This is a genomic window from Hydrogenophaga sp., from assembly GCF_011390835.1.
Taxonomy (GTDB): Bacteria; Pseudomonadota; Gammaproteobacteria; order Burkholderiales; family Burkholderiaceae_C; genus Hydrogenophaga.
In genome coordinates this window covers 31,504-54,414 of the sequence record NZ_JAABRQ010000015.1, presented here as the reverse complement: position 1 = coordinate 54,414, position 22,911 = coordinate 31,504, and the positions used below count along the sequence as shown (strand labels likewise).

21 protein-coding genes and 2 riboswitches are annotated in these 22,911 nt (G+C 63.8%); of the genes, 13 read left to right on the top strand and 8 right to left on the bottom strand.

Going from position 1 to position 22,911, the window contains the following annotated elements; translation table 11 throughout:
• Positions 1 to 5 precede the first annotated feature (5 nt).
• The 4 genes from GPT34_RS10565 to GPT34_RS10550 all read left to right on the top strand — a co-directional run bounded on the left by GPT34_RS10565 (position 6) and on the right by GPT34_RS10550 (position 4,922).
• Complete coding sequence (locus GPT34_RS10565; protein WP_291011987.1) at positions 6 to 617, top strand: fumarate hydratase C-terminal domain-containing protein; 612 nt, start codon at positions 6 to 8, stop codon at positions 615 to 617.
• On the top strand, positions 614 to 2,353 hold the full coding sequence (locus GPT34_RS10560; RefSeq protein WP_291011985.1) for an FAD-binding protein: 1,740 nt from the start codon (positions 614 to 616) through the stop codon (positions 2,351 to 2,353). Before GPT34_RS10565 ends, GPT34_RS10560 begins: the two co-directional genes overlap by 4 nt.
• 176 nt (positions 2,354 to 2,529) lie before the next feature.
• Positions 2,530 to 4,176: a thiamine pyrophosphate-binding protein gene (locus GPT34_RS10555; RefSeq protein ID WP_291011983.1), complete on the top strand. Its 1,647-nt coding sequence runs from the start codon at positions 2,530 to 2,532 to the stop codon at positions 4,174 to 4,176.
• Positions 4,173 to 4,922 carry a sulfite exporter TauE/SafE family protein gene (locus tag GPT34_RS10550; protein ID WP_291011980.1) on the top strand — a complete coding sequence of 250 codons (750 nt, stop codon included), beginning with the start codon at positions 4,173 to 4,175 and terminating at the stop codon, positions 4,920 to 4,922. The genes GPT34_RS10555 and GPT34_RS10550 overlap by 4 nt, the downstream gene beginning before the upstream one ends.
• A 67-nt stretch (positions 4,923 to 4,989) precedes the next feature.
• On the opposite strand, the gene gcvP is transcribed toward GPT34_RS10550, so the two are convergent.
• The 4 genes from gcvP to GPT34_RS10530 all read right to left on the bottom strand — a co-directional run bounded on the left by gcvP (position 4,990) and on the right by GPT34_RS10530 (position 11,789).
• The gene (gcvP, locus tag GPT34_RS10545; RefSeq protein WP_291011978.1) at positions 4,990 to 7,884 is read right to left on the bottom strand and encodes an aminomethyl-transferring glycine dehydrogenase; all 2,895 of its coding nucleotides are present in this window, start codon (positions 7,882 to 7,884) and stop codon (positions 4,990 to 4,992) included.
• 163 nt (positions 7,885 to 8,047) lie between these two features.
• Positions 8,048 to 8,410: a glycine cleavage system protein GcvH gene (gene gcvH, locus GPT34_RS10540; protein ID WP_291011976.1), complete on the bottom strand. Its 363-nt coding sequence runs from the start codon at positions 8,408 to 8,410 to the stop codon at positions 8,048 to 8,050.
• Positions 8,411 to 8,524: 114 nt separating this feature from the next.
• Positions 8,525 to 9,661 carry a glycine cleavage system aminomethyltransferase GcvT gene (gene gcvT / locus GPT34_RS10535; RefSeq protein ID WP_291011974.1) on the bottom strand — a complete coding sequence of 379 codons (1,137 nt, stop codon included), beginning with the start codon at positions 9,659 to 9,661 and terminating at the stop codon, positions 8,525 to 8,527.
• A 69-nt stretch (positions 9,662 to 9,730) separates the two neighbouring features.
• Positions 9,731 to 9,834, bottom strand: a riboswitch (glycine riboswitch).
• Between the two features lie 12 nt (positions 9,835 to 9,846).
• Positions 9,847 to 9,961: riboswitch (glycine riboswitch) on the bottom strand.
• Positions 9,962 to 10,103: 142 nt separating this feature from the next.
• Positions 10,104 to 11,789 (bottom strand): electron transfer flavoprotein-ubiquinone oxidoreductase, encoded by a 1,686-nt coding sequence (locus tag GPT34_RS10530; RefSeq protein WP_291011972.1) that lies wholly within the window; start codon positions 11,787 to 11,789, stop codon positions 10,104 to 10,106.
• A gap of 197 nt (positions 11,790 to 11,986) precedes the next feature.
• Between GPT34_RS10530 and GPT34_RS10525 the strand changes: the two genes are divergently transcribed.
• The 4 genes from GPT34_RS10525 (at position 11,987) to GPT34_RS10510 (ending at position 14,704) form a co-directional block, all read left to right on the top strand.
• Positions 11,987 to 12,769: an SDR family oxidoreductase gene (locus tag GPT34_RS10525; protein WP_291011970.1), complete on the top strand. Its 783-nt coding sequence runs from the start codon at positions 11,987 to 11,989 to the stop codon at positions 12,767 to 12,769.
• A 173-nt stretch (positions 12,770 to 12,942) separates the two neighbouring features.
• A complete protein-coding gene (locus GPT34_RS10520) occupies positions 12,943 to 13,890 on the top strand; it encodes a DMT family transporter (RefSeq protein ID WP_363356740.1) in 948 nt (315 codons plus the stop codon).
• The gene (locus tag GPT34_RS10515) at positions 13,887 to 14,306 is read left to right on the top strand and encodes a thioesterase family protein (protein WP_291011967.1); all 420 of its coding nucleotides are present in this window, start codon (positions 13,887 to 13,889) and stop codon (positions 14,304 to 14,306) included. The genes GPT34_RS10520 and GPT34_RS10515 overlap by 4 nt, the downstream gene beginning before the upstream one ends.
• Before the next feature lie 236 nt (positions 14,307 to 14,542).
• Entirely contained in the window at positions 14,543 to 14,704 is a 162-nt protein-coding gene (locus GPT34_RS10510) for a PQQ-dependent sugar dehydrogenase (protein WP_291011965.1), read from the top strand.
• Between the two features lie 102 nt (positions 14,705 to 14,806).
• On the opposite strand, the gene GPT34_RS10505 is transcribed toward GPT34_RS10510, so the two are convergent.
• Both GPT34_RS10505 and GPT34_RS10500 read right to left on the bottom strand, forming a co-directional pair.
• The gene (locus GPT34_RS10505; protein ID WP_291011962.1) at positions 14,807 to 15,607 is read right to left on the bottom strand and encodes a transglutaminase-like domain-containing protein; all 801 of its coding nucleotides are present in this window, start codon (positions 15,605 to 15,607) and stop codon (positions 14,807 to 14,809) included.
• Between the two features lie 69 nt (positions 15,608 to 15,676).
• A complete protein-coding gene (locus tag GPT34_RS10500; RefSeq protein ID WP_291011958.1) occupies positions 15,677 to 16,267 on the bottom strand; it encodes a peroxidase-related enzyme in 591 nt (196 codons plus the stop codon).
• 83 nt (positions 16,268 to 16,350) lie between these two features.
• Here GPT34_RS10500 and pcaC point away from each other — a divergent pair, with 83 nt between their 5' ends.
• Both pcaC and GPT34_RS10490 read left to right on the top strand, forming a co-directional pair.
• Positions 16,351 to 16,728, top strand: coding sequence for a 4-carboxymuconolactone decarboxylase (pcaC, locus tag GPT34_RS10495; protein WP_291011955.1), 378 nt, complete (start codon positions 16,351 to 16,353; stop codon positions 16,726 to 16,728).
• A gap of 41 nt (positions 16,729 to 16,769) precedes the next feature.
• A complete protein-coding gene (locus GPT34_RS10490) occupies positions 16,770 to 17,753 on the top strand; it encodes a Bug family tripartite tricarboxylate transporter substrate binding protein (RefSeq protein WP_291011952.1) in 984 nt (327 codons plus the stop codon).
• Between the two features lie 136 nt (positions 17,754 to 17,889).
• Here GPT34_RS10490 and GPT34_RS10485 read toward each other — a convergent pair whose 3' ends face one another.
• Positions 17,890 to 18,468 carry a LuxR C-terminal-related transcriptional regulator gene (locus GPT34_RS10485; RefSeq protein WP_291011950.1) on the bottom strand — a complete coding sequence of 193 codons (579 nt, stop codon included), beginning with the start codon at positions 18,466 to 18,468 and terminating at the stop codon, positions 17,890 to 17,892.
• Between the two features lie 68 nt (positions 18,469 to 18,536).
• On the opposite strand from GPT34_RS10485, the gene GPT34_RS10480 reads away from it, so the two are divergent.
• The 3 genes from GPT34_RS10480 (at position 18,537) to GPT34_RS10470 (ending at position 21,980) form a co-directional block, all read left to right on the top strand.
• Positions 18,537 to 19,238 carry a CoA transferase subunit A gene (locus GPT34_RS10480; RefSeq protein ID WP_291011948.1) on the top strand — a complete coding sequence of 234 codons (702 nt, stop codon included), beginning with the start codon at positions 18,537 to 18,539 and terminating at the stop codon, positions 19,236 to 19,238.
• A gap of 10 nt (positions 19,239 to 19,248) precedes the next feature.
• The gene (locus tag GPT34_RS10475; RefSeq protein WP_291011946.1) at positions 19,249 to 19,887 is read left to right on the top strand and encodes a 3-oxoacid CoA-transferase subunit B; all 639 of its coding nucleotides are present in this window, start codon (positions 19,249 to 19,251) and stop codon (positions 19,885 to 19,887) included.
• Between the two features lie 554 nt (positions 19,888 to 20,441).
• Positions 20,442 to 21,980, top strand: coding sequence for a PAS domain-containing methyl-accepting chemotaxis protein (locus GPT34_RS10470; RefSeq protein ID WP_291011943.1), 1,539 nt, complete (start codon positions 20,442 to 20,444; stop codon positions 21,978 to 21,980).
• Between the two features lie 121 nt (positions 21,981 to 22,101).
• On the opposite strand, the gene GPT34_RS10465 is transcribed toward GPT34_RS10470, so the two are convergent.
• Positions 22,102 to 22,821, bottom strand: a complete 720-nt coding sequence (locus GPT34_RS10465; protein WP_291011940.1) for a Crp/Fnr family transcriptional regulator — start codon at positions 22,819 to 22,821, stop codon at positions 22,102 to 22,104.
• Between the last annotated feature and the right edge of the window lie 90 nt (positions 22,822 to 22,911).

Sequence of the window (22,911 nt, the reverse complement as noted above, 5' to 3'; positions counted from 1 at the left end):
CACCGATGGCCCACCATGAAATGACGATGCCCGCGACCGAGGAGCAAGTGCGCGCGCTTCGGGTGAATGACACCGTGACGCTGCAAGCGCGCCTGTTCGGCATCCGTGACGCGACGCAGATTCACATGTTCGATCGCGGACGCACCACCCACTTCGATCTGCGTGGCCACGCCGTGATCCACACCGCGCCTAATGTGCGCAAGGTCGAGCGCAGCGAGGCGTTTCCGGTCGGCTACCAGCCGGTGTGCGTCGGTACCACCACGTCCGACCGCATGGAGCGCTTTACCCGACCGCTGATGGAGCAGTACGGCGTTCGCCTGATTGTGGGTAAGGGGGGGTTACGAGAGGCCTCGGCCCAGGCGTTCCAGGACCTGGGTGGCGCCTACCTGGCGATCATCGGCGGCACCGCGGCGCTGGAGACCACCTGGGTGGAGGCGATTGAGGACGTCGACCTGGATGACCTCAACCCCGAGTCTTTGTGGAAATTCCGCATCCGCAATTTCGGCCCGCTGCTGGTGGCCATGGACAGCCACGGCGGCAGCCTGTACGACCGTGTGCGCGACGCGGCGCAGGCGCGCCGTGCGGCGGTGCTGGCGAGCCTGGGTGTGACGCAATGAGCACGGCCATCCAACGACTGCAGACAGACATCCTGATTTTGGGTTCGGGTGGTGCCGGCTTGTTCGCAGCGCTGCATGCGCATCAGCAAGCCAACGACAGCCACATCACCGTCGCCGTCAAGGGCCTGCTCGGCAAATGCGGCTGCACTCGCATGGTGCAGGGCGGCTACAACGTCGCACTGGCGCCGGGCGATTCGGTCGAGCGCCACTTCATGGACACGATTGAAGGCAGCAAGTGGCTGTCTGATCAGGACCTCGCCTGGACCTTGGTGACCAAGGCGATCGAGCGGGTTCACGAACTCGAGAACGAGCTCGGCTGCTTCTTCGATCGCAACCCCGACGGCACCGTGCACCAGAAGGCCTTTGCCGGGCAGACCTTCGACCGCACCGTGCACAAGGGCGACCTGACCGGCATCGAAATCATCAACCGGCTGTCCGAACAGGTCTGGTCGCGTGGCATCCACCGCCTGGAAGAACACCGCGCGGTCTCCCTGATCAAGACCGCCGACGGCCAGGCCCTCGCCGGTGTGTTGATGATCAACATTCACGACGGTGGCTTTGTGTTTGTACAGGCCAAGGCCGTTTTGCTGGCCACCGGCGGCGGGCCCACCATGTACAAGTACCACACGCCATCCGGCGACAAGACCTCGGACGGACTGGCCATGGCGCTGCGTGCGGGCCTGCCATTGCGCGACATGGAGATGGTGCAGTTCCATCCCACCGGCCTGCTCGCGGGCAACGGCACCCGCATGACTGGCACGGTGCTGGAGGAGGGCCTGCGTGGCGCGGGCGGCCACCTGCTCAACGGCGAGCAGCAACGGTTCATGGACCAGTACGACCCTCGTGGCGAACGCGCCACGCGCGACATCGTCTCGCGTTCGATCTATACCGAGATGCGCGCGGGCCGCACATCGCCCAACGGCGGCGTCTACCTGAAGATGGAACATCTGGGGCCCGAAAACGTGCGGCAGCAGTTCAAGGGCATGGTTGAACGCTGTGGTGACTGCGGCTTTGATCTGGCTGCTGGCCTGGTCGAGGTGGTGCCGACCGCGCACTACCTGATGGGCGGCGTCGTGTTCGATGCCGATTGCCGAACCGGTCTGACCGGCCTGTTCGCCGCAGGCGAAGACACCGGCGGTGTGCACGGTGCCAACCGGCTCGGCGGCAATGGTGTGGCGAATTCGACGGTTTTCGGTGGCATTGCCGGTGACAGCATGGCCGAGTGGGTGGCCCGCGAAGGTGTGCTGCGCCCGCCCGACGAAGCCGCTCTGGCGGCCAGCGTGGCCGAACAACTGGTGCCGTTCGCGCAGCCGCCTGGCGACCTGGAGGCGATCCGCGAAGCCTTGTTCGACTGCATGTGGCAGGACGTCGGTATCCTGCGCGATGCCACCGGGCTGCGGCGTGCGCTGGCCACCCTCGACGGACTGGACGCGGCGCTGGCACGCACCGGCGTGCAAGATGGCGACCGGGGTTTCAACCTGAGCTGGCACGACTGGTTGAACCTGCGCAACCTGATTGCGGTGAGCCGTGTCATTGCTACGGCCGCCCTGGCGCGCGAGGATTCGCGTGGTGCGCACTTTCGCGAAGACCATCCGGAGACCGGCGACCTGCCCAGCTCCACCTATATCGTCGTCACGCAGCGCCAGGGTGAGCTGGCGATCGACCGTGAACCGGTGCGGTTCACGCGCGTCGCGCCGGGGCAGACCATTCTGGAGGCGGCACCAGCCAGCCCCTGATGGCGCCCGAGCTTGGCGGGCCTGACCTTGTGGGCGCTTGTTCTGCGATGGTCCAGTACAAGCCCTGACGCGCCGCAGGCGGGAAGCCTGGACGCACGCCTTGTGTAGAGTCGGCACCAGCGAAGGTCCGCGAGCCGCAGGTCGAACGGAATCGACCCGCCAGAACCGAACAACCCATGACCCCATCCCATCCACAGCGCGGCTGTGACGCGCTCCTTGCCGCTATTCAGGCGGCTGGCGTCAGCCGCATCTTCACGCTCTCAGGCAACCACATCATGCCGGTGTTCGATGCCGCGCTGGACGCTGGCATCCCCCTGATCCACACCCGGCACGAGGCCGCTGCCGTGCACATGGCCGATGCCCTGGCCCGAATCACCGGTGAGGTCGGTGTGGCCCTGGTGACCGGAGGTCCGGGCCATGCGAATGCGGTGTCCGCCTTGTACACGGCCCTGATGGCCGAGGCGCCGGTGGTTTTGCTGTCGGGTCATGCGCCCAATGCGCTGCTGGGACAAGGCGCATTTCAGGAAATGCGCCAGGCACAGATGGCCGAGCCGGTCTGCAAGGCCGCCTGGACCTGTGCCAGTGCCGACGCGGTGGCCGAAGACTTTGTGCGCGCGGTGCGCATCGCGCGCTCGGGGCGGCCGGGCCCGGTGCACCTGAGCCTGCCCACCGATGTGCTGGAGCAACCGGTCAGCCAGGCAGCGCCTCGCTCGGCCGGGGATTTTGCGGCTGAAGCCATGCTGCTGGATGGCGCGGCCGCGCAGACCATCATGGCCAAGCTCAAGGGCGCTCGCCGACCGGTGATCCTGGCCGGTCCGTCGTGCATGACACGCGCCGGTCGCGCCCGGCTGGCCGCGTTGCAGTACGCTTGCGGCATGCCGGTGGTAGGCATGGACAGCCCGCGCGGTGTGGCGGACCCGCGCCTGGGTGCTTTCGCGCAGATGCTTGCCCAGGCCGACGTCGTGCTGCTTCTGGGCAAGCGGCTCGACTTCACGCTCAAGTTCGGACAGGCGCCAGCGATCGCGGCCGATGCCCTGGTGTGCCAGATTGATGCCGATATCAGCGAGATCGAGCGGAGCCGCCAGGCGCTGGGCGATCGCCTGCAGGTCTGCGCCACTGCTGATGCGCCGTCGGCGCTGGTCGGCTTGATGGCTGTGCAGCCGCAGGGCCCGTCGAATAACGAAGCCCACTGGCTGGACCAGTTCAATGAGGCGATCGCGTGGCGCCCTCCCGCCTGGGAACAGGCGTCGCCCTCGCAGGTCGATGGCCTGCATCCGGTGCAGATGCTGCGGCCAGTTCAAGCCGCGCTCGAGAGCCATCCGGACGCGGTCCTGGTGTGTGACGGTGGTGAGATCGGGCAGTGGGCCAGCGCCTGCCTGGACGCGCCGCACCGCCTCATCAATGGCGTGGCCGGTGCGATCGGATCGGCACTGCCGTACGCGATCGCCGCGCGCTGTGCCGCCGTTCCTGGCGCCCCGGTCATCGCGGTCATGGGCGACGGCACCGTAGGTTTTCACATCGCCGAATTCGACACGGCGGTGCGTTACGGCCTCGACTTCGTTGCGGTGGTGGGCAACGATGCTCGCTGGAATGCCGAATACCAGATCCAGCTGCGCGACTACGGCGCCGCCCGGGTGATCGGTTGCGAACTGCGGCCGAGCCGGTATGACGCGGTGGCTGCTGCGTTCGGTGGCCATGGCGAGCAGGTCACCCGTGCCGATGCCATGGTGCCCGCTCTGCAGCGCGCGCTGTTGAGTGGCCTGCCGGCCTGCCTGAACGTGATGATCGATGGACTGCCGGCGCCGGTCATGCAGCGCCCATGATGGATCTGCCTTGGCCAACGCTGGTCTTCGCCGCGGCTGTCGTGGCGCTGGCTTACTTGGTCTATGGGCTGACTGGATTTGGCGCGTCCATTATCGCCATCCCGTTTCTCGCGCACATCTTCCCGCTGCGCTTTGCCGTGCCCATGATGCTGCTGTTCGACATCGGTGCTGGTTTGCTGCTCGGGTTGCGACACCGCCGCATCGTTGACTGGCGCGAGTTGCTGCGGCTGTCGCCGTGGTTGCTGATCGGCATGTCGTTTGGCCTGAGTCTGCTGGTGCAGGCTGGGGAACGCTTGCTGCTGATGTTGCTCGGGGGGTTCGTGCTGACTTACGCCTCGTGGAGCCTTCTTGTGCGCGCCGCCGTGAGGCCCGCCTCGACCGGGTGGTCCGTCCCGGCTGGGTTGGTGGGCGGCGCGTTCACGTCCATGTTCGGGACGGGCGGGCCGATCTACACCATCTACCTGGCGCGCAGGTTGCCTGACAAAGGTGTGCTGCGCGCCAGCATCAGCCTGCTGATTCTGTGCACTGGGCTGGTCCGGCTGGTGATGTTCACCGGCAGCGGTCTGTACCAGCAACCCAACCTGCTTTCCGCGGCGTTGATGTTGATGCCAGCTGCGTTCCTGGGTTTTGTCGCGGGCAGTCGCCTGTATGCCCGCTTGCCGCCGCATCGCGCGCTGCAGGCGGTGTGGGCGCTGCTGATTCTGGGCGGCGTCAGTCTGCTGGTGCGGTCCTACTTAATGGGTTGACGCCGGTGGCTTCAACAGATTCCGGTGGCGATCTTTCGTCCGCGCGGCACGCGGCTGCGCGTTTCGATCAGGCCAGTTCGCTCACCGGCACGCAGCTGCAGAACAGGTTGCGGTCGCCGTAGACGTTGTCCACCCGGCCCACGGGCGGCCAATACTTCTGGTTCGCGCGTGAGCCGCTGCTGGCCGCTCCCACTTCCCGTGAATACGGATGGGTCCACTCGCCTGCGATCAGGCTGGCAGCGGTGTGTGGCGCATTTTTCAGCGGGTTATCGTCCTTGGGCCAGGTGCCATTTTCGATCAGCCGGATTTCGTCGCGGATGGCGATCATCGCATCGATAAAGCGGTCGATCTCTCCTAGCGTTTCGCTCTCTGTCGGTTCGACCATCAGCGTGTTGGCCACCGGGAAGCTGAGCGTGGGCGCGTGGAAGCCGTGGTCCATCAGCCGCTTGGCCACGTCCTCTGCCATCACGCCGCTGGTGTCCTTCAGGTGCCGCAGGTCCAGGATGCACTCGTGCGCGACGTGGCCGTTGGCCGAGGCGTACAGCGTGGGATAGTGGTCTTTCAGCCGTTTGCTGATGTAGTTGGCGCTAAGAATCGCGGCTTCGGTGGCGTGTTTCAGGCCATCCGCGCCCATCATTCGAATGTACATCCAGCTGATCGGGAGTACGGCCGCATTGCCCAAGGGTGCTGCACTCACCGCACCAACGCCGTTGACCGGCACGCCGCCCGTCGCGTGACCGGGCAGGAAAGGCACCAGGTCTTCCACCACGCACACCGGGCCCACGCCCGGGCCGCCTCCGCCGTGCGGAATGCAAAAGGTCTTGTGCAGGTTGAGGTGGCTCACGTCGCCACCGAACTCGCCCGGTGCGGCCACGCCCACCAGGGCGTTCATGTTGGCACCATCCACGTAGACGCGCCCGCCGTGCTGGTGCACCAACGCACACAGTTCTTTCACCGTGGTCTCGAACACGCCGTGCGTGCTGGGGTAGGTGATCATGGCCGCGGCCAGATTCGCACTGTGCTGTTCGCACTTGGCTTTCAGGTCAGCCATGTCCACGTTGCCGTTGTCGTCGCACTTGGTCACCACCACCGTCATGCCCACCATTTGCGCGCTGGCCGGATTGGTGCCATGGGCGCTGCTGGGGATGAGGCAGATGTTGCGGTGGCTTTCACCGCGCGAAGCGTGCGAGGCTTTGATGACCAGCAGGCCGGCGTATTCGCCTTGCGAACCGGCATTGGGCTGTAGGCTGATGCCCGCGTAACCGGTGGCCTGGCATAGCCAGGCGCGCAGCTGCTCGTCGAGTTCCTGGTAGCCCAGCTGCTGGTCAGCAGGCGCGAACGGGTGCACATTGGCGAACTCGGGCCAGGTGATGGGGATCATCTCGCTGGTGGCGTTGAGCTTCATGGTGCAAGAGCCCAGCGGGATCATGCTGCGGTCCAGCGCCAGGTCTTTGTCGCTCAGGCTGCGGATGTAGCGCAGCATGCCGGTCTCGCTGTGGTGGCTCTCGAAAACCGGGTGCGTGAGGTAGGCGCTGGTGCGGCGCAGCTCGGTGGGGATCAGCGGTTCGATACCTTTCTCGAAGGCGTCGAAGCTGGGCAGGGCCTGGTCCTCTTTAGCGAAGATGGTCCACAGCATGTCGATGTCTGCACGGGTGGTGGTCTCATCCAGCGTGATGCACAGGTGGTCGTCGAAATACACGCGAAGGTTGGCCCCGAGGCCACGCGCCTTGGCAGCCAGACTTTGGGTGAGGCCATCGGTCTTGAGCGAGAGCGTGTCGAAGGCGCGTTGGTCGCGCAAAGGCACACCCAGTTGCTCCAGGCCCTTTGCCAGGATGGCCGTGTAGGCCGCCACGCGCTGCGCAATGCGCTTCAAACCCTGCGGGCCGTGGTACACGGCGTACATGCTGGCGACCACGGCAGGCAGCACCTGCGCGGTGCAGATGTTGCTGGTGGCTTTTTCGCGGCGAATGTGTTGCTCCCGCGTCTGCAGGGCGAGCCGGTAAGCCGGGTTACCGTGCGCATCCACGCTCACGCCGACCAGACGGCCTGGCAGCGAGCGCTTGAACGCATCGCGGCAAGCCATGAAGGCGGCGTGTGGGCCGCCCGCGCCCATGGGCATGCCGAAGCGCTGCGTGGTGCCGACCACGATGTCGGCATCGAACTCGCCCGGGGGAACCAGAAGAGTGAGGGCCAGCAGGTCGGCGGCCACGATGAAGGCGGCATGTTTGCCATGCACGCGCTGCACATCGTCGCGCAGGTCATCGATGCGCCCACTGGTGCTAGGGTACTGCGCCAGCACGGCAAAGTAACTGTCGCCATTCAGCGCCGCATCCCACTCTTGCGCGGAGCTGGCCAGCTGCACCGTGATGCCCAGCGGCGCGGCGCGGGTCTGGATGACTTCGATGGTCTGCGGGTGGCAGTCGCCGGCCACCACGATGGTCTGGCCTTTGGACTTCACCGAGCGCATCGCCAGCGTCATTGCTTCGGCCGCCGCGGTGGCTTCATCGAGCATGGAGGCGTTGGCGATGTCCATGCCGGTGAGGTCGGTCACCATGGTCTGGAAGTTCAGCAGCGCTTCCATGCGGCCTTGCGAAATCTCTGCCTGATAGGGCGTGTAAGCGGTGTACCAGGCTGGGTTCTCCAGCACGTTGCGCAGGATGACGCCCGGCGTGTGGGTGCCATGGTATCCCTGACCGATGAAGCTTTTGAGCAGCTTGTTTTTCTGCGCGATGGTTTTCAGCTCGGCCAGCGCTGCCGCCTCGCTGGCGACAGCAGGCAGCTTCATGCCCGCGCTGCGCGCGATTGAACGCGGCACGATGCCGTCGATCAGCGCTCGGCGAGAGGCCTCGCCGATGACCGACAGCATGTGGGCTTCATCGGCTTCGCTGATACCGATATGGCGGGCGATGAACTCGGGAGCGTTCTCGAGTTCGTCCAAGGGTTTGGCGGAAGGCATCAGCATGGTGGAACCTAGGGGTAAGTGAGGAGTTTCAACAAACCAAGAGTGGCAAAAGCAGGCACAAACGGCGAGAGGCGACTTGATCCCAGGGCGTCGCGGAACCTGTTTCGCCGGGCCGCCAGCGCCGCCCCCTTGAGGGGGACGCGCGAAGCGCGGCAAGGGTGGGTCAAGTGAGTGCAGCGTAGGCGGTTTCGTCGAGCAGCGCGTCCACTTCGGCGGGCGTCGACAGCTTGACCTTGAAGAACCAACCAGTCGCCAGCGGATCGCTGTTGGCCAGCGACGGATCGCCACGCAGGGTTTCATTGACTTCCACCACTTCGCCACTGACCGGCATGTACACATCGGCGGCGGCTTTCACCGACTCGACCACACCGGCTACGTCTTTTTGCGCAAACGACTTGCCCACTTCGGGCAGATCGACAAACACCACATCGCCCAGCGCATCCTGCGCATGGTGGGTGATGCCGACGGTGGCGACATCGCCCTCAACGCGGATCCATTCGTGGTCTTCGGTGTACTTGGTGGTCATGGCTGTGCTCCTGTCAAAAGTAAAGGGGTAGACGTAAAGGGAAAATGAGGGTGGCAGATCAAGGGGGCGGGGCGTCGAGCCCGCATGGGCAAGACGCCATGGGGCGCAGGCTGCCTATCCTCGGTAGTAGCGGTTGGGCACAAACGGCATCGCGGCTACCTCCATGGGCACGGCTTTGCCGCGCACCATGGCCTGCAGGCGGGTGCCGACCGCGGACTGCTCCGCGCTGACATAGCCCATGGCAATGGGTTTGTTGGCGCTCGGCCCAAGCAGGCCACTGGTGACTTCGCCAATGGTTGAGCCATTGAGCGACTGGATTTCGACGTGCTCACGAACCGGCACTCGCTCGAGCGCCACCAGACCGACGCGTTTTCTGGCCAGCGGCTCGGTGCCGTCGAGCTGGGCGAGCACGCGCTCTGCGCCGGGGAAGCCGCCGGCGCGGGCGCCGCCTGTGCGGCGCACCTTCTGCATCGCCCAGTTGAGCCCTGCCTCGACTGGGGTGGTGGTGGCGTCAATGTCCTGACCGTAGAGGCACAGCCCGGCTTCCAGGCGCAGCGAGTTACGTGCGCCCAGGCCGACCGGCTTGACCTCGGGCTGGGCCAGCAGCGCGCGGGCAAAGGCGTCCGCATGATCGGCTGGCAGGGAAATTTCGAATCCGTCTTCACCGGTGTAGCCGCTGCGGGTGATGAACAGGTCGGCACCGGCCCAGTCAAACGCGGCGCCGGTCATGAACACCAGTTTCTCCACCCCGGGCAGCAGGCGCTGCAAGGCGGTCACGGCCTTCGGGCCCTGCAGCGCGAGCAAGGCGCGGTCGAACTGGGCGTCGACATGGCAGAGCTTGCCGATGGTGGCTTCGATGTGCGCCAGGTCGCCATCCTTGCAAGCGCCATTGACGATGACGAACAAATCGTCGCCGCGGTTGACGAACATCAGGTCGTCGATGATGCCGCCGGCGTCGTTCAGCAGCAGGCCGTAGCGCTGCTTGCCCACGGGCAGGTCGACCACGTCCACCGGCATCAGCGTCTCGAATGCCGAGGCGGCGTCGGTGCCGACCAGCCTCAGCTGCCCCATGTGGGAGACATCGAACAGCCCGGCGGCGGCACGCGTGTGCAGGTGTTCCTGCATCAGGCCCATGGGGTATTGCACGGGCATGGCGTAGCCAGCGAACGGCACCATGCGGGCACCGAGTTCGAGGTGCAAGGCGTGCAGCGGGGTCTGGAGCAAATCGGCGGTGGAGGAGGCGACAGACACGGCGGGCTTTCAGGTGGCGTTGGGGCAGAGTCCACGCACTTTGCGCGGACGTGACACGGTGCATCCGTGTGCTGCCCCCCTGTCCGCTTTACCTGAGAGATTCACGCGGGTGATGCCGCATTTGCTCCTTCGGTGGGCCTTCTCGAGGAAGACCTCTCTCCAGTGGGGGACACCGCCGGTGAAGGCAGTGTTGGTCAGTCCTTTTGCCTGAGCGTTCAGGGCCTGCTTGCTGCTGCAACGCGGACCTCCTGCGCCTTCGGCGGCCCCCGTGCCGGGGGGGCTCTCTCCTGACGGCTTCCAGTGTACCGGAAGGCCTCGGCATCTGGCCGATGACCTGCCGGGCGGGAGCAAAAATGGCTTGGCGATGGTGCAGGGGCCTTGCCGCCCGCCATGGACAGGGCGTTATTGGGCCTGGTCACTCATGCCGGGGTGAAAGGCAGGTTCACATTCCGGCGTAGTTGGGTCCACCGCCGCCTTCCGGGGTCACCCAGACGATGTTCTGCGTCGGGTCCTTGATGTCGCAGGTCTTGCAGTGGACGCAGTTCTGGGCGTTGATCTGCAGCCGGTCTTCTCCTGCCTCGGTCTTGACGTATTCGTACACGCCGGCCGGGCAGTAGCGGCTCTCGGGACCGGCGTATTTGGCGAGGTTGATGCTCACTGGCACGCTGGCGTCCTTGAGCGTGAGGTGGGCCGGCTGCTGCTCTTCGTGGTTGGTGTTGGATACAAACACACTGGATAGGCGGTCGAACGTGAGTTTGCCATCGGGCTTGGGGTAGCTGATCTGCGGCATGTCGGCGGCTGGGCGCAGCATGGTGTGATCGGCCTGCGTGCGGTGGATGGTCCAGGGCGGCGTGCTGACACCGATCTTGGGCAGGAACCACTGCTCGATGCCGGTCATGAGCGCGCCCATGGTGGCGCCCTTCTTGAACCACTGCTTGAAGTTGCGCGACTGGTGCAGTTCGGTGTGCAGCCAGCTCTTCTCGAACGCTGCGGGGAAGGCGGCGAGTTCGTCGCTACTGCGGCCCGCGGCCAGCGCCTCGAACGCGGCGTCGGCGGCCAGCATGCCGCTCTTGATCGCAGCGTGGCTGCCCTTGATGCGCGCTGCGTTCAGGAAGCCAGCGTCGCAACCCACAAGCACACCACCCGGGAACACGGTCTTGGGCAGCGAGAGCAGGCCACCGGCGGTAATGGCCCGTGCGCCGTAACCTAGTCGCTTGCCGCCTTCGATGTGGGCCTTGATCGCGGGGTGGGTTTTCCAGCGCTGCATTTCCTCGAACGGCGAGAGCCATGGGTTCTGGTAGTCGAGGCCGGTGACGAAGCCCAGCGTGACCTTGTTGCCTTCGAGGTGATACAGAAAGCCGCCGCCGTAGGTATCGTTGTCCATGGGCCAGCCAGCGGTGTGCACCACCTTGCCGGGTTGGGCCTTGTCGGCCGGCACTTCCCACAGTTCCTTGATGCCGATGGCGTAGCTTTGCGGGTCCTTGCCTTGGTCGAGCTTGAACTTCGCGATCAGCTGTTTGCCGAGGTGACCGCGGGCGCCTTCAGCGAAGACGGTGTACTTGGCATGCAACTCCATACCGAGCTGGAAGCTTTCGGTGGGCTCGCCGTCTTTGCCCACTCCGAGGTTGCCGGTGGCAACACCCTTGACCGCGCCCTTGTCGTCGTACAGCACCTCGGCCGCGGCGAAGCCAGGAAAGATTTCCACTCCCGCGGCCTCAGCCTGCTCGCCCAGCCACTTGGTCACCGCGCCCAGGCTGATGACGTAGTTACCGTGATTGTGAAAGTTGCGCGGTACCAGGAAGTCGGGTGTGCGCCTGTGGCCGGACTCGGAAAGAAAGAGCACGTCGTCGCTGGTCACCTGCTGGTTCAGCGGCGCGCCGCGTTCTTTCCAGTCGGGGAATAGCTCGGTCAGCGCTTGCGGGTCCATGACCGCGCCACTCAGGATATGAGCGCCGGGCTCCGAGCCTTTCTCCAGGACGCACACGTTGCAATCGCTTCCTTTTTCAGTGGCGAGTTGCTTGAGCCGGATGGCGGTGGCCAAGCCCGCGGGGCCGCCACCGATCACCACCACGTCGTACTCCATGGCTTCGCGGGGTCCGTGGGCGGCGAGGATCTCGTCTTGCGTCATGCTGTGTGCTCTCTCTCTCTGGGTGGGGGACTGGTGGCAACCACCGGGGTGTATTGCGCGCAGACCCGATGGTTCATCATGCCCTGCGGGCAGCCTGTGTCTGGCTCGAGACCGATTCTAGAGGTGAAGCAGGCACAATCGTTGTCACTCAGGGCGTGTCACCGGACACTCCCGCCGACTTTTGAGGAGACTCTCTAATGGCATACAGCCTGGATCTGTCGGGGCGCGTGGCGCTCATCACTGGGGCATCGGGTGGCTTGGGCGAGCAGTTCGCCAAAACCCTGGCCCGCGCGGGTGCGGCGGTTGTGCTGGCCAGCCGGCGCACCGATCGCCTCATGGCCTTGCGCGCGCACATTGAAGCCGAGGGCGGCGATGCGCACGTGGTGGCGCTTGACGTGACCGATCTCGCGTCGATCCGGTCTGCGGTGGCCCATGCCGAGACCGAGGTCGGCGCGATCGACATCCTGATCAACAACTCGGGCGTGAGTACGACGCAGCGGCTGCAGGATGTGACGGAAGAGGACTACGACTTCATCCTCAACACCAATACCAAGGGCGCGTTCTTCGTGGCGCAGGAAGTGGCCAAGCGCATGCTGGCGCGCGCCAAGGGCGCCGCGCCCGGAACCTACGTCGGTGGCCGCATCATCAACATCGCGTCGATGGCCGGCTTGAAGGTGTTGCCACAGATCGGCGTGTACTGCATGAGCAAGGCAGCGGTGGTGCAGATGACCAAGGCGATGGCGGTGGAGTGGGGCCGTTTCGGCATCAACGTCAACGCCATCTGCCCAGGCTACATCGACACCGAGATTAACCACCACCACTGGACCACCGAGCAGGGCCAGAAGCTGATCAGCATGCTGCCGCGCAAGCGGGTGGGCCAGCCGAGTGATCTGGATGCGCTGCTGGTGATGCTTTGTGCCAGCGAGAGCCATTTCATCAATGGGGCGGTGATTGCGGCCGATGATGGGTTTGGAGCTTGACCCCTCGCGCCGGCTTCACCGTCAGCCTCCCAGGAGCGTCGCTGGCCCACTGGCAAAGCCAGATAGGCGGCGCCCTGAAACACGACAACTCGCGCCGGAAGACTCTCTCCTCGCTTTCATGCTGCACAGCCTGCGGCTCTCAGGATCAACGCTTCGCACGGGCTTGAATTGATTTGAACTCCACCACGGTTTCGATGGCGCCGGGCCTACCCTCCGGCATGTCCACCGGCGTGCTCGCCGGGCTTGGCGCGGGCGCGTTCTGGGGCATGGCGTTTGTAGCGCCGCTGATGGCGCCAGGTTTCAGTGCGGTCGACATCACGGTGGGGCGGTACCTAGCCTGCGCGGCTTTGTCGATTGTGCTGATGGTGTGGGCGGCGCTGCGCGGGGTTGGGCTGGTGCCGACCTGGCGCCAGGCCGGGGCGGCCCTGGGGCTGAGTGTGCTCGGCTACACGGGCTATTACCTGTTGCTCGCGATGGCCATCCAGACCGCTGGCGCCACGCTGCCGGTGTTGGTGATCGGCACCATCCCACTTTGGATGATGCTGCTGGGCAAGCCGGCTCACCTGCGCTGGGCAACGCTGATGCCGGGCCTGCTGCTGACCGCGGCCGGCATGGGACTGATGATGCAGGCCACGGCACAAGGGCTGGGCGCGCTGCCCGGCGGACCGCAGGTCTGGCTGGGCGTTTTTTTAGCCGCGCTGGCGGCCGCTTCCTGGGTGCTGTTCGGCCTGCTCAATGCGCGCTGGCTGGCTCGTCACCCGGAGGTGAACTCCACCCAGTGGGCCAACTGGCTGGGCGTGGCCGCGGGGCTCGGCGCGCTGCTGATCTGGGCTGTGGCCGGCACCGATCTGGCCACGCTGTCTCAGCAGCCTGGGTTGGCCAGCTTTGTGGCAGTCTGCGTGGTCACCGGGATTGGCGCGGCCTGGGTCGCGTCGGTGCTGTGGAACATGGCCAGTCGCCGCTTGAGTGGCAGCCTGGCGGGGCAGCTCATTGTGAGCGAGACCGTGTTTGGGCTGCTCTATGGATTCCTCTGGTTTGCCCACTGGCCGGCGCTGGTTCAGTGGCTGGCTTGTGGTTTTTTCCTGGCCGGTCTGCTGGCCTCCATCCGCGCGCATCGATGAAACTCGAACTACCCGTTCACAAGAAGCTGGTCTTCAGCATGACCCTGCCCATTCGCTGGGGTGACATGGACGCCATGGGTCACGTCAACAACACGGTGTACTTCCGCTACCTGGAGATCGTGCGCATCGAGTGGATGCGCGCCATCGGCTGCGAGCCCGATCCGCGGGGCGAAGGGCCGGTGATCGTCAACGCGTTCTGCAACTTCCACAAACAGCTGGAGTATCCGGGTGATGTGCTGGCCACGCTGTTCGTGAGCGACCCCGGCCGCAGCAGCTTCGAGAGCTGGTGCACGCTCTCGCGCAGCGACGACCCCGACACGCTGTACGCATCGGGTGGCGCGACCACTGTCTGGGTCAACTTCCCGCAGCAGAAGTCCTCGCCCCTGCCGGCGCGCATGCGCGAGCTGCTCACCTGAGCTCACAAATACTTGCGCCCGGTTGGCCGGGGGCGCCCTCGCATGCGGGCACGTTGCATCTCCGAAATTTTCGTGCCCCCCACGGCTCTTGCCGCAGCGCTGATCCTGAGCAGTTGGCTCGTGGCCTGCGGTGGTGGCAGCGAATCCGCAGCGCTGATTGATCCTGCACCAGCCCCGCCGAGCGCGCTTTTTGTTCCGACCGCTGGTGCTGTGAGCACCACCGAGCTTGCCAGTCGTTGCCCGCGCCCAGCGGGATGGCCTTTTTCACTGGCAGCCAGCCGATGCAGTGGACGGGCAACGTGTTCATCGGTGCGCTGGCCGGGCGCAGCTTGTGGCGGCTGGTGTTTGAGGGCGAGCGCGAAGTGGGCCGCGAGCGCCTGCTGGTGAGCCTCGGTTAGCGCATCCGCGACGTGCGCCAGGGACCAGACGGCCAGCGCTGCCTGCTGACCGAAGACACCAGCAATGGCCGCTTGCTGCGCGTGGTGATGCCCTGAAGCGCCTCAACGACTCAGTGACGCAACTGCCTGCAGCTGGCCCATCGCGGTATCTCGCAAGGCCTTCACCCGCCGGTTGACCACGCGGGCACCGACCATCCAGGTCAGTCGCCCGCGGATCCCCAAGCGCTCACGCTGCTCGGGCACCTGGCTATAGAACTGGTACGGGTCGTCGAACGGTCCCCAGTCGTGCACCGGCAGACTGGCGGTGTCGTCCGCCACAAAGGGCGCAAACGCCTGTTGTTCGCCGTCCCAGTCCGTGGCGCCCCGGCGGTGCATGCCGTAGCCAAGGTCGCGGTTTTCTTTATCCAGACGGGCGAGGGCCGCACGCGCCAGCAGCGGGTCCATCACATGGCTGTCGACCGCGACCCATCGGTCGTCGATCAGCACCTCGACGCAGCAGTGTTCGATCGGCAGGGTGCCCAGATCGATCACACCACGCAGGAAGTCGGCTCGCAGCGTGACGAAGCGCAGCCGGGAAGGGATCTGGATGGCGCGCAGCAGCGCCACCAGCAGGGTCGATTTGGTGTGGCAGTCGCCCTTGCCGCGCCGCAACACGGTCAGGGCCGAGACGCTGTTACCGTCGGGCAGGCAGGCAAACGGCAGCTCGCGCACGTACTGGAAACAGGCCAGCGCCTTGTTTCGGTCCCCCTGCTGCAGCTGGGTGAGGCGCAACGCCAGCAGCCGTATCTTGGGGTGCTGGATGTCGAGCAACGGGGTATTGACCAGCCAGCTCTGCGGTGAGTCTCGATCCCGTGCGGCCTGCTCCACATCGGAATGGTTGGTGGAAAAATCGGAACGATTCATCCGTCCGTTTGTACCGCGGGTTGCATGTACCGCGGGCGATGAGCCGCGGATATTTCCGGGAACCGGGACTTATTTCTGCTTGGCCACACGACCCATCAGGTAAAACTCCGGATTGGGCATCATGCCGCTGAAGCTCGCCATGCGGTTCGACAGGCCAAAGAATGCGGTGATGGCCGCGATGTCCCAGGCGTCTTCGTCGTTGAAGCCATGGGCGTGCAGGGCCTCAAAATCGCTGTCGTCGATTTGATGCGACGCCAGACAGACCTTCATGGCGAAGTCGAGCATGGCGCGCTGGCGCGGAGTGATGTCGGCCTTGCGGTAGTTCACCGCCACCTGGTCAGCCACCAGTGGCTTTTTTTCGTAGATGCGCAGAATCGCGCCGTGGGCGACCACGCAGTAGAGGCACTGGTTGGCGGCGCTGGTGGTGGTGACGATCATCTCGCGATCACCCTTGCTCAGGCCTGAAGCTCGTCCCACTGCCTCGGGCGTCATCAGCGCGTCGTGGTAGGCAAAGAAGGCGCGCCACTCGGCGGGACGGCGAGCAAATGCCAGAAACACATTCGGCACAAACCCCGCCTTTTCTTGCACCTCCATCACCTTGGCGCGGATGTCCTCCGGCAGCGTGTTCAGGTCGGGCAGGGGATAGCGGTCTTGGCTCATGTGTTGTCTCCATTGGTGGTTCGGAAAAGCTGCAAAGGAGTTTATCCTTCACGCCCATCACCACCCACCTCGCGGAGACACACATGCAAGATGAGCAATATCACAAGGGGCTGGCCACGCGCCGCCGGGTCATGGGCGACCCGTTCGTTGACCGAGCGCTGGGCGGCACCACCGATTTCACCCAGCCGATCCAAGACCACATCTCTCGCAACGCCTGGGGTGATGTCTGGCAGCGCGACGGACTGGATCGCAAGACGCGCAGTCTGGTCACAGTGGCGATGCTCACCGCGCTGGGCAAGCAGCATGAGCTGCGCGGCCATGTGCGCGGTGCGCTCAACAATGGCGCCACTGTGCAGGAGGTTCAGGAAGTGCTACTGCACGCTGCCGTGTATTGCGGTGTTCCCACCGCAGTGGAAGCATTCCGAACCGCCGCCGAGGTGGTGGACGCGCCCGCGCCCTGACTCGTTTTCCCTCATCGCCTTTTTTTCTGCAGGAGTTGAACATGATGTCTGTTCGTCGATTGCTTGGCCGCACCCTGGGTGGCGCGGCGTTGGTGACCACCCTCGCCGCCACCGGCTGGGCTTCGGCCCAGGGTGCGCCAGTCACCAAGATGCTGGTCGGTTTTCCGGCCGGCGGTGGCACCGACGCGATTGCACGCATCCTCGGCGAGCGCCTGCAGCTGGAGCTGGGTGCGCCGGTGGTGGTGGAGAACAAGCCTGGTGCGGGTGGGCAGATTGCGGCCCAGACGCTCAAGGCCGCTGCGCCCGATGGCCAGACCCTGTTCCTGAGCCACGACCATAGCATCACCATCCTGCCCATGGTGACCAAGAACGCGGGCTACGACTCGGTCAAGGACTTTGTGCCGGTGGCTGGCTTCGCCACCTTCGTCAACGCGTTTGCGCTCTCCAGCGGCACGCCGGCGACGTCCTTCAAAGCCTATGTGGACAGCGTGAAGCAGGCTGGCGGCAAGGGCGCGGTGGGCATCCCGGCGCCCAACTCGGTGCCGCAGTTTCTGGTGCAGGAAATCGCCAAGAAAAACGGCCTGGACCTGGTGACCGCGCCGTACCGGGGCAGTGCACCCATGATGGCGGACATGCTGGGCAACCAGATTCCGGCCGGCGTGGCCTCGGTGCCTGACTTCATTGAAAACCACAAGGCTGGCAAGCTTCGCGTGGTCGCCGTCATGGGTGCTCAGCGTCAGCCAGCCATGCCCGAGGTTCCGACCCTGTCCGAGCTGGGTCTAGCCGGCTTTGAGGATGTGCCGTACTACGGCATATTCGCACCGGCCGGTACGCCGAAGGCGACGCTGGACAAGCTGGGCGCCGCGATCCAGAAGACCATCGCCCAGCCCGAGGTGCGCGACCGCCTGACCGCCATGGGCCTGTCGGTGGGCTACATGTCGGGTGACCAGCTCGCCGCGCGTGAGCAGGCCTACGCCAAGGTGTGGTCCCGCATCATCAAGGACAGCGGCTTCCAGCCTCAGTGATGCGACGCACCTGAGGAGACCCTTCCAATTGGTCTCTCTGAAGCGAAGTGAGCCTTCCAGAAACGCGGCGGAACCAGCTTGGCGGGGCCGCACCGGGTTGCCCCCTTGAGGGGGTGGCGCGAAGCGCCTCCGGGTTTCATCCTGCAAGCAACCGGTGCACTAGGTCAGGCGTGCTGTGGGCCTGGTACTTGCGCATCAGCCGCGCGCGGTGAATTTCCACCGTGCGGTGGCTGATCGCCAGAGCCTTGCCGATTTCTTTGCTGGTCAGGCCGTCCATCAGCAGTGCGGCCACCTCGCGTTCGCGCGGCGTCAGTTCGGCGCGCACTGCGCGCCGGGAGCTGAGATCTTCAAAGCTCCAGATGCCTGCTTCGTGTGGCTCGGCGCGTTGCAGGGCGCGCCCGGTCACGTGACACCAGAAAGTCTCGCCCTTGAAGCGCCCGTCCACCCGCTTCATCACGCGGTCGTCGGCGTAAGTACCGTTGCGCCCCAGGATGGGTGCGATGCGCGCACCGGTGCGCTCGTACTCGGCCGCGCTGGGGTACAGCATCTGAAAGCTCTGGCCGAGCAGCTGCTCGCGCGTGGCCCCGAACATGTCGCACAGCGCCTGGTTGCAGTCGACCATGACGCGCTGGCGCGAGAGCGCCATCCCAAGCGGCGCCAGATCGAAAGCGAGCCGGTAGTCGATGTCCGGAGCGGAGGTGTCAGGGTTAGTCATTAGGTCAAACTACGTATGCCATTACGTAGTATCGTACCCACTGGTGTTCAATCCCTGGAGCAAACGACGTGAACAAGATTTACCCCAGCGCGGCCGAAGCGCTCAAAGGTGTGGTGGCCGACGGCCAGCTGATCGCCGTGGGCGGCTTTGGCCTGTGTGGCATTCCCGAAGCCCTGATCGACGCGCTGCGCGATTCGGGGATGAAGAACCTGACTGCGATTTCGAACAACGCGGGCGTGGACGACTTCGGTCTCGGCAAGCTGCTGCAGACGCGCCAGATCAAGAAGATGATTTCCAGCTACGTGGGCGAGAACAAGGAGTTTGAGCGCCAGTACTTGGCCGGCGAACTCGAGCTCGAATTCACGCCGCAGGGCACCCTAGCCGAGAAGCTGCGGGCCGGCGGCGCCGGCATCCCCGCTTTCTTCACTAAGACAGGTGTCGGCACCTTGGTGGCCGACGGCAAGGAGCTGCGCGAGTTCGATGGCGAGACCTACGTGATGGAGCGCGCCTTGATACCCGATGTGGCGCTGATCAAGGCCGACGTGGCCGACCGCTCGGGCAACCTGCGTTTCAACATGACCGCGCGCAATTTCAACCCGGCCGCCGCCACGGCAGGTAAGGTCTGCATCGTGGAGGTTGAGCGCATTGTGGCCACCGGCGAACTCGCTCCCGACGATGTGCACCTGCCTGGTATCTATGTGCACCGCATCGTGCACAACCCCACGCCGGAAAAGCGCATCGAAAAGCGCACCACCCGCGACCGCAAATAAGGAGATCAAGATGCCCTGGACCCAAGACCAAATGGCCGCGCGTGCGGCCCAGGAACTGCAAGACGGCTTTTACGTGAACCTCGGCATCGGTATCCCGACGCTGGTGGCCAACCACGTGCCCGACCATGTCGAGGTCTGGCTGCAAAGCGAAAACGGCATGCTCGGTATCGGCCCGTTTCCCTACGAAGACGAGGTTGACGCTGACCTGATCAATGCCGGCAAACAGACGGTGACCACCATCAAAGGCTCAGCGATTTTTGGCAGTGATCAGTCGTTCGCCATGATCCGCGGCGGCAAGATCAACCTGTCCATCCTGGGCGCTATGCAGGTGACCCACGAAGGCGACCTGGCCAACTGGATGATTCCCGGCAAGATGGTCAAGGGCATGGGCGGTGCGATGGACCTGGTGGCCGGCGTCAAGCGCGTCATCGTGCTGATGGAACACGTGGCCAAGAAGAAGGACGGTACCGAAGACATGAAGATCCTGCCCGCGTGCACGTTGCCGCTCACGGGCAAGGGCGTCGTCGACCGCATCATCACCGACCTTGGCGTAATGGACGTGACGCCCGAGGGCTTGAAGCTGGTGGAGCTGGCGCCCGAGGTCACGCGCGAGCAGATCCAGGCCAAGACCGGCGTGCCGCTGATCTGAATCCGTCCGGAATCGATCCCAAGACAAACGGCCCCGAGGGGCCGTTTGCGCTGTGTGAGGTGAAGGGAAGCCAATAACATTCGTAACATCTTGATCTGTTCCCCGATTTGTTCCCCGGTCTTGCTCACGCTACCCCAGGGTTCTTTGGTGGCGACCACGCAGTGAAGATTCAGGTTGACCCCGGATCCGCGTCGTCGGCTGTCTTCTGTCTGGCTGCAGGTCAAGGGTCTCTGCTCGATCCCTGGCAATCCTTCGCTTGGTCAGGCTGATCGACTGCTTTGCAGTAGCGAATGCTGTCGATGTCGAACGCGCTGTGAACTCGCACTCTTTGGCCAATTGCGGCCATCCGAGAGACACCGTTCCTCACGGGTCTGGCGATCGATTTCAGAGGAATAGCGGACGTAAGTAGCTTGCCACGGTGGATGAAAGTGATTTAGATCACTCGGGCCGAATCTGTATAGGAAAGCAACCGCACTTTCCCAAATTACTGTCGAGACCATTCCCGATACTTGTGAGCGTCAAACCAACGTTTACCAAGACCCAAAGGATCAGGAATGCGCAACAACCAACCTGTCACACAGCAAGAGTATGTCCTTGCCAAAGATGCGACATTGATGTCCACCACAGATACTCACAGCAACTTGACATATGCCAACGAGGCATTTGTAGAGGTGAGTGGATTCGAAAACGGCGAGCTTATCGGGCATCCCCACAACGTAGTTCGGCATCCGGATATGCCAGCAGCTGCATTTGCCGATATGTGGAAAACGTTGAAGGGGGGCCAGTCTTGGACAGCGTTGGTAAAGAACCGGAGAAAGAACGGAGATCACTACTGGGTAAGAGCAAATGCGACTCCAATAAATCGGAGCGGAGTTGTCACTGGCTACATGTCTGTCCGGACAAAACCGACGAAAGAAGAAGTTGATCGGGCCGAAGACCTCTACAAATCCTTCCGGCAGGGACGAGCCTCTGGCCTTGTCTTCCACAAAGGACTCGTTGTCCGTGCGGGCTGGTTGAAGTGGATGTCTGCTATGCAATTGTTGCCCACTGCCTGGCGAGTGAGGCTTGCCCTTGGGTGTCTGGTGCTCTTGTATGTTGCCGCTGCCACACTCGCCCCGATTGGCCCAGTTGGGCAGGTTGTCACAGCTCTACTGGCCGGACTCGCCGTGAATTGGTGGCTTGAGAAACAGATCACTTCGCCGCTTCGGGTCATTCTCGCGAATGCCGAGAAAGTTGCAGCTGGGCTGACCACTTCAGTAGCTCCGCTGAACAGAGTGGACGACATAGGGCTGCTGGCCAGAGCCGTGAATCAAGCGGGACTGAACTTGCGCTCACTACTCGACGACGTTTCGCAGCAGGTGGAAAGAATACAAGCAGCGAGCAAAGAGATCGCCCAGGGAAACTCCGACCTGAGTTCAAGAACTGAGCAGTCAGCAGCTAGCCTAGAAGAGACGGCAGCCAGCATGGTGCAGATGAACGCGACGGTAGCGAATAACTCGGAGCGGACCCGGGCAGCTGAGAGCTTGGCTCAGCAGGCGAGCACGGCTGCAGACGCGGGGCGGCATGGGTTCTCAGAAGTCGCAAACACCATGTCCAACATTCAAACGAGTAGCAAACGAATTGCCGACATCACCGCACTCATTGACGGGATCGCCTTTCAAACCAATATCTTGGCCTTGAACGCTGCAGTTGAGGCCGCCAGAGCAGGCGAACAGGGAAGAGGCTTTGCTGTCGTTGCTGGAGAGGTCCGTGCACTGGCCCATCGAAGCGCTGCAGCAGCGAAGGACATCAAAAGCTTGATTGACGACAGTGGCGACAAGGTGCGCGAGGGAACCTCATTGGTGGGACGGGCTGGAGAGACCATGATCGAAATCGTCGCCAGCGTCCAGAAGGTTTCTCGACTGATCGAAGAGATCGCTAGCGCGACCGTGGAACAGGCGGAGGGGATTTCACAGGTCGACTCCGCAATCACTCAACTTGACCAGTCGACACAACAAAACGCAGCTCTGGTTGAGCAGAGCGCTGCAGCAGCGACCAGCTTGCAGCATCAAGCTGAGCGCTTGGCCAACGCGGTTCGCGCCTTCAGCGGCTAGTCATCCTCGGCGATGAAAGCCAGCCTACTTGATGGAATCGCGAGGCGTAGCGCATGGGGTGCAAAGAGCGCACTTTGACTCACTCACAAGAAGCGTCGGCCAAAGAGCACTTCCGTGCCTATCAATCCGTTTCGGATTCAATCCCCTGGACCTCACACTGCGGTCTTGTCAAGACACCATGCCATCGCCCCGTTTTCCGAAAGAAACCACGCCTAATGAGTGTGGAAAGGTTTCGCGCAATCGTTTCTCGCCGCGAGCCAAGCAAGTCGGCCAAGTCTGAATGACTGGGTATGCGAAACGCTTGACTTCCCTCCTCAACAGCGATCAATCTCAAAGCATTGCAGAGCCGCTGCAGGTGGCTTTCTTCACGAAGGAGGCGAGCCCAATCCGTCAAGCAGTCCACTTTGCTTGCTGCAGATCGGAGCAACAATTCCTGCAGACCCCCTTGCATCAAGGTATGTCTTTCGAAGGTTTCTGAGCCCACCTCGCACAGGCGCATCGGGGTGACTGCAACCAAAGTCAGCCTCGACGGCAGCCGATACGCACTGGACAATCCAACGACGCGCCCACGACCAAACAGGGCGATCGGTTTGCTGATGTTCTGGGCATTCGACCGCAAGCCCTTCAGAAGACCCACCTTGACGACTCCAATGAAGTTTGCGAGGTCACCTTGCTTCTCAATCAGCTCCCCCACTCCCACTGCGCGCTCGCGCAGATGCAACTTGATCGAATTGTTATTGGCCGAAGCAGCTCTAGCGAACAGGCACTGCTGGCGAGTAGCGCAGCTGTCACAGCCGGGATCAGCAGTCGCGCTGAGCCGATTCTCATTCCTCATTTCCATGGCTTTAGCTTTTGCTGTGCAAGTCGAAGTCGCCAGTTTTGCGAGGCAGTATGCAGGACAGGTAGGAGCATGACCGTGATGTTATCCACA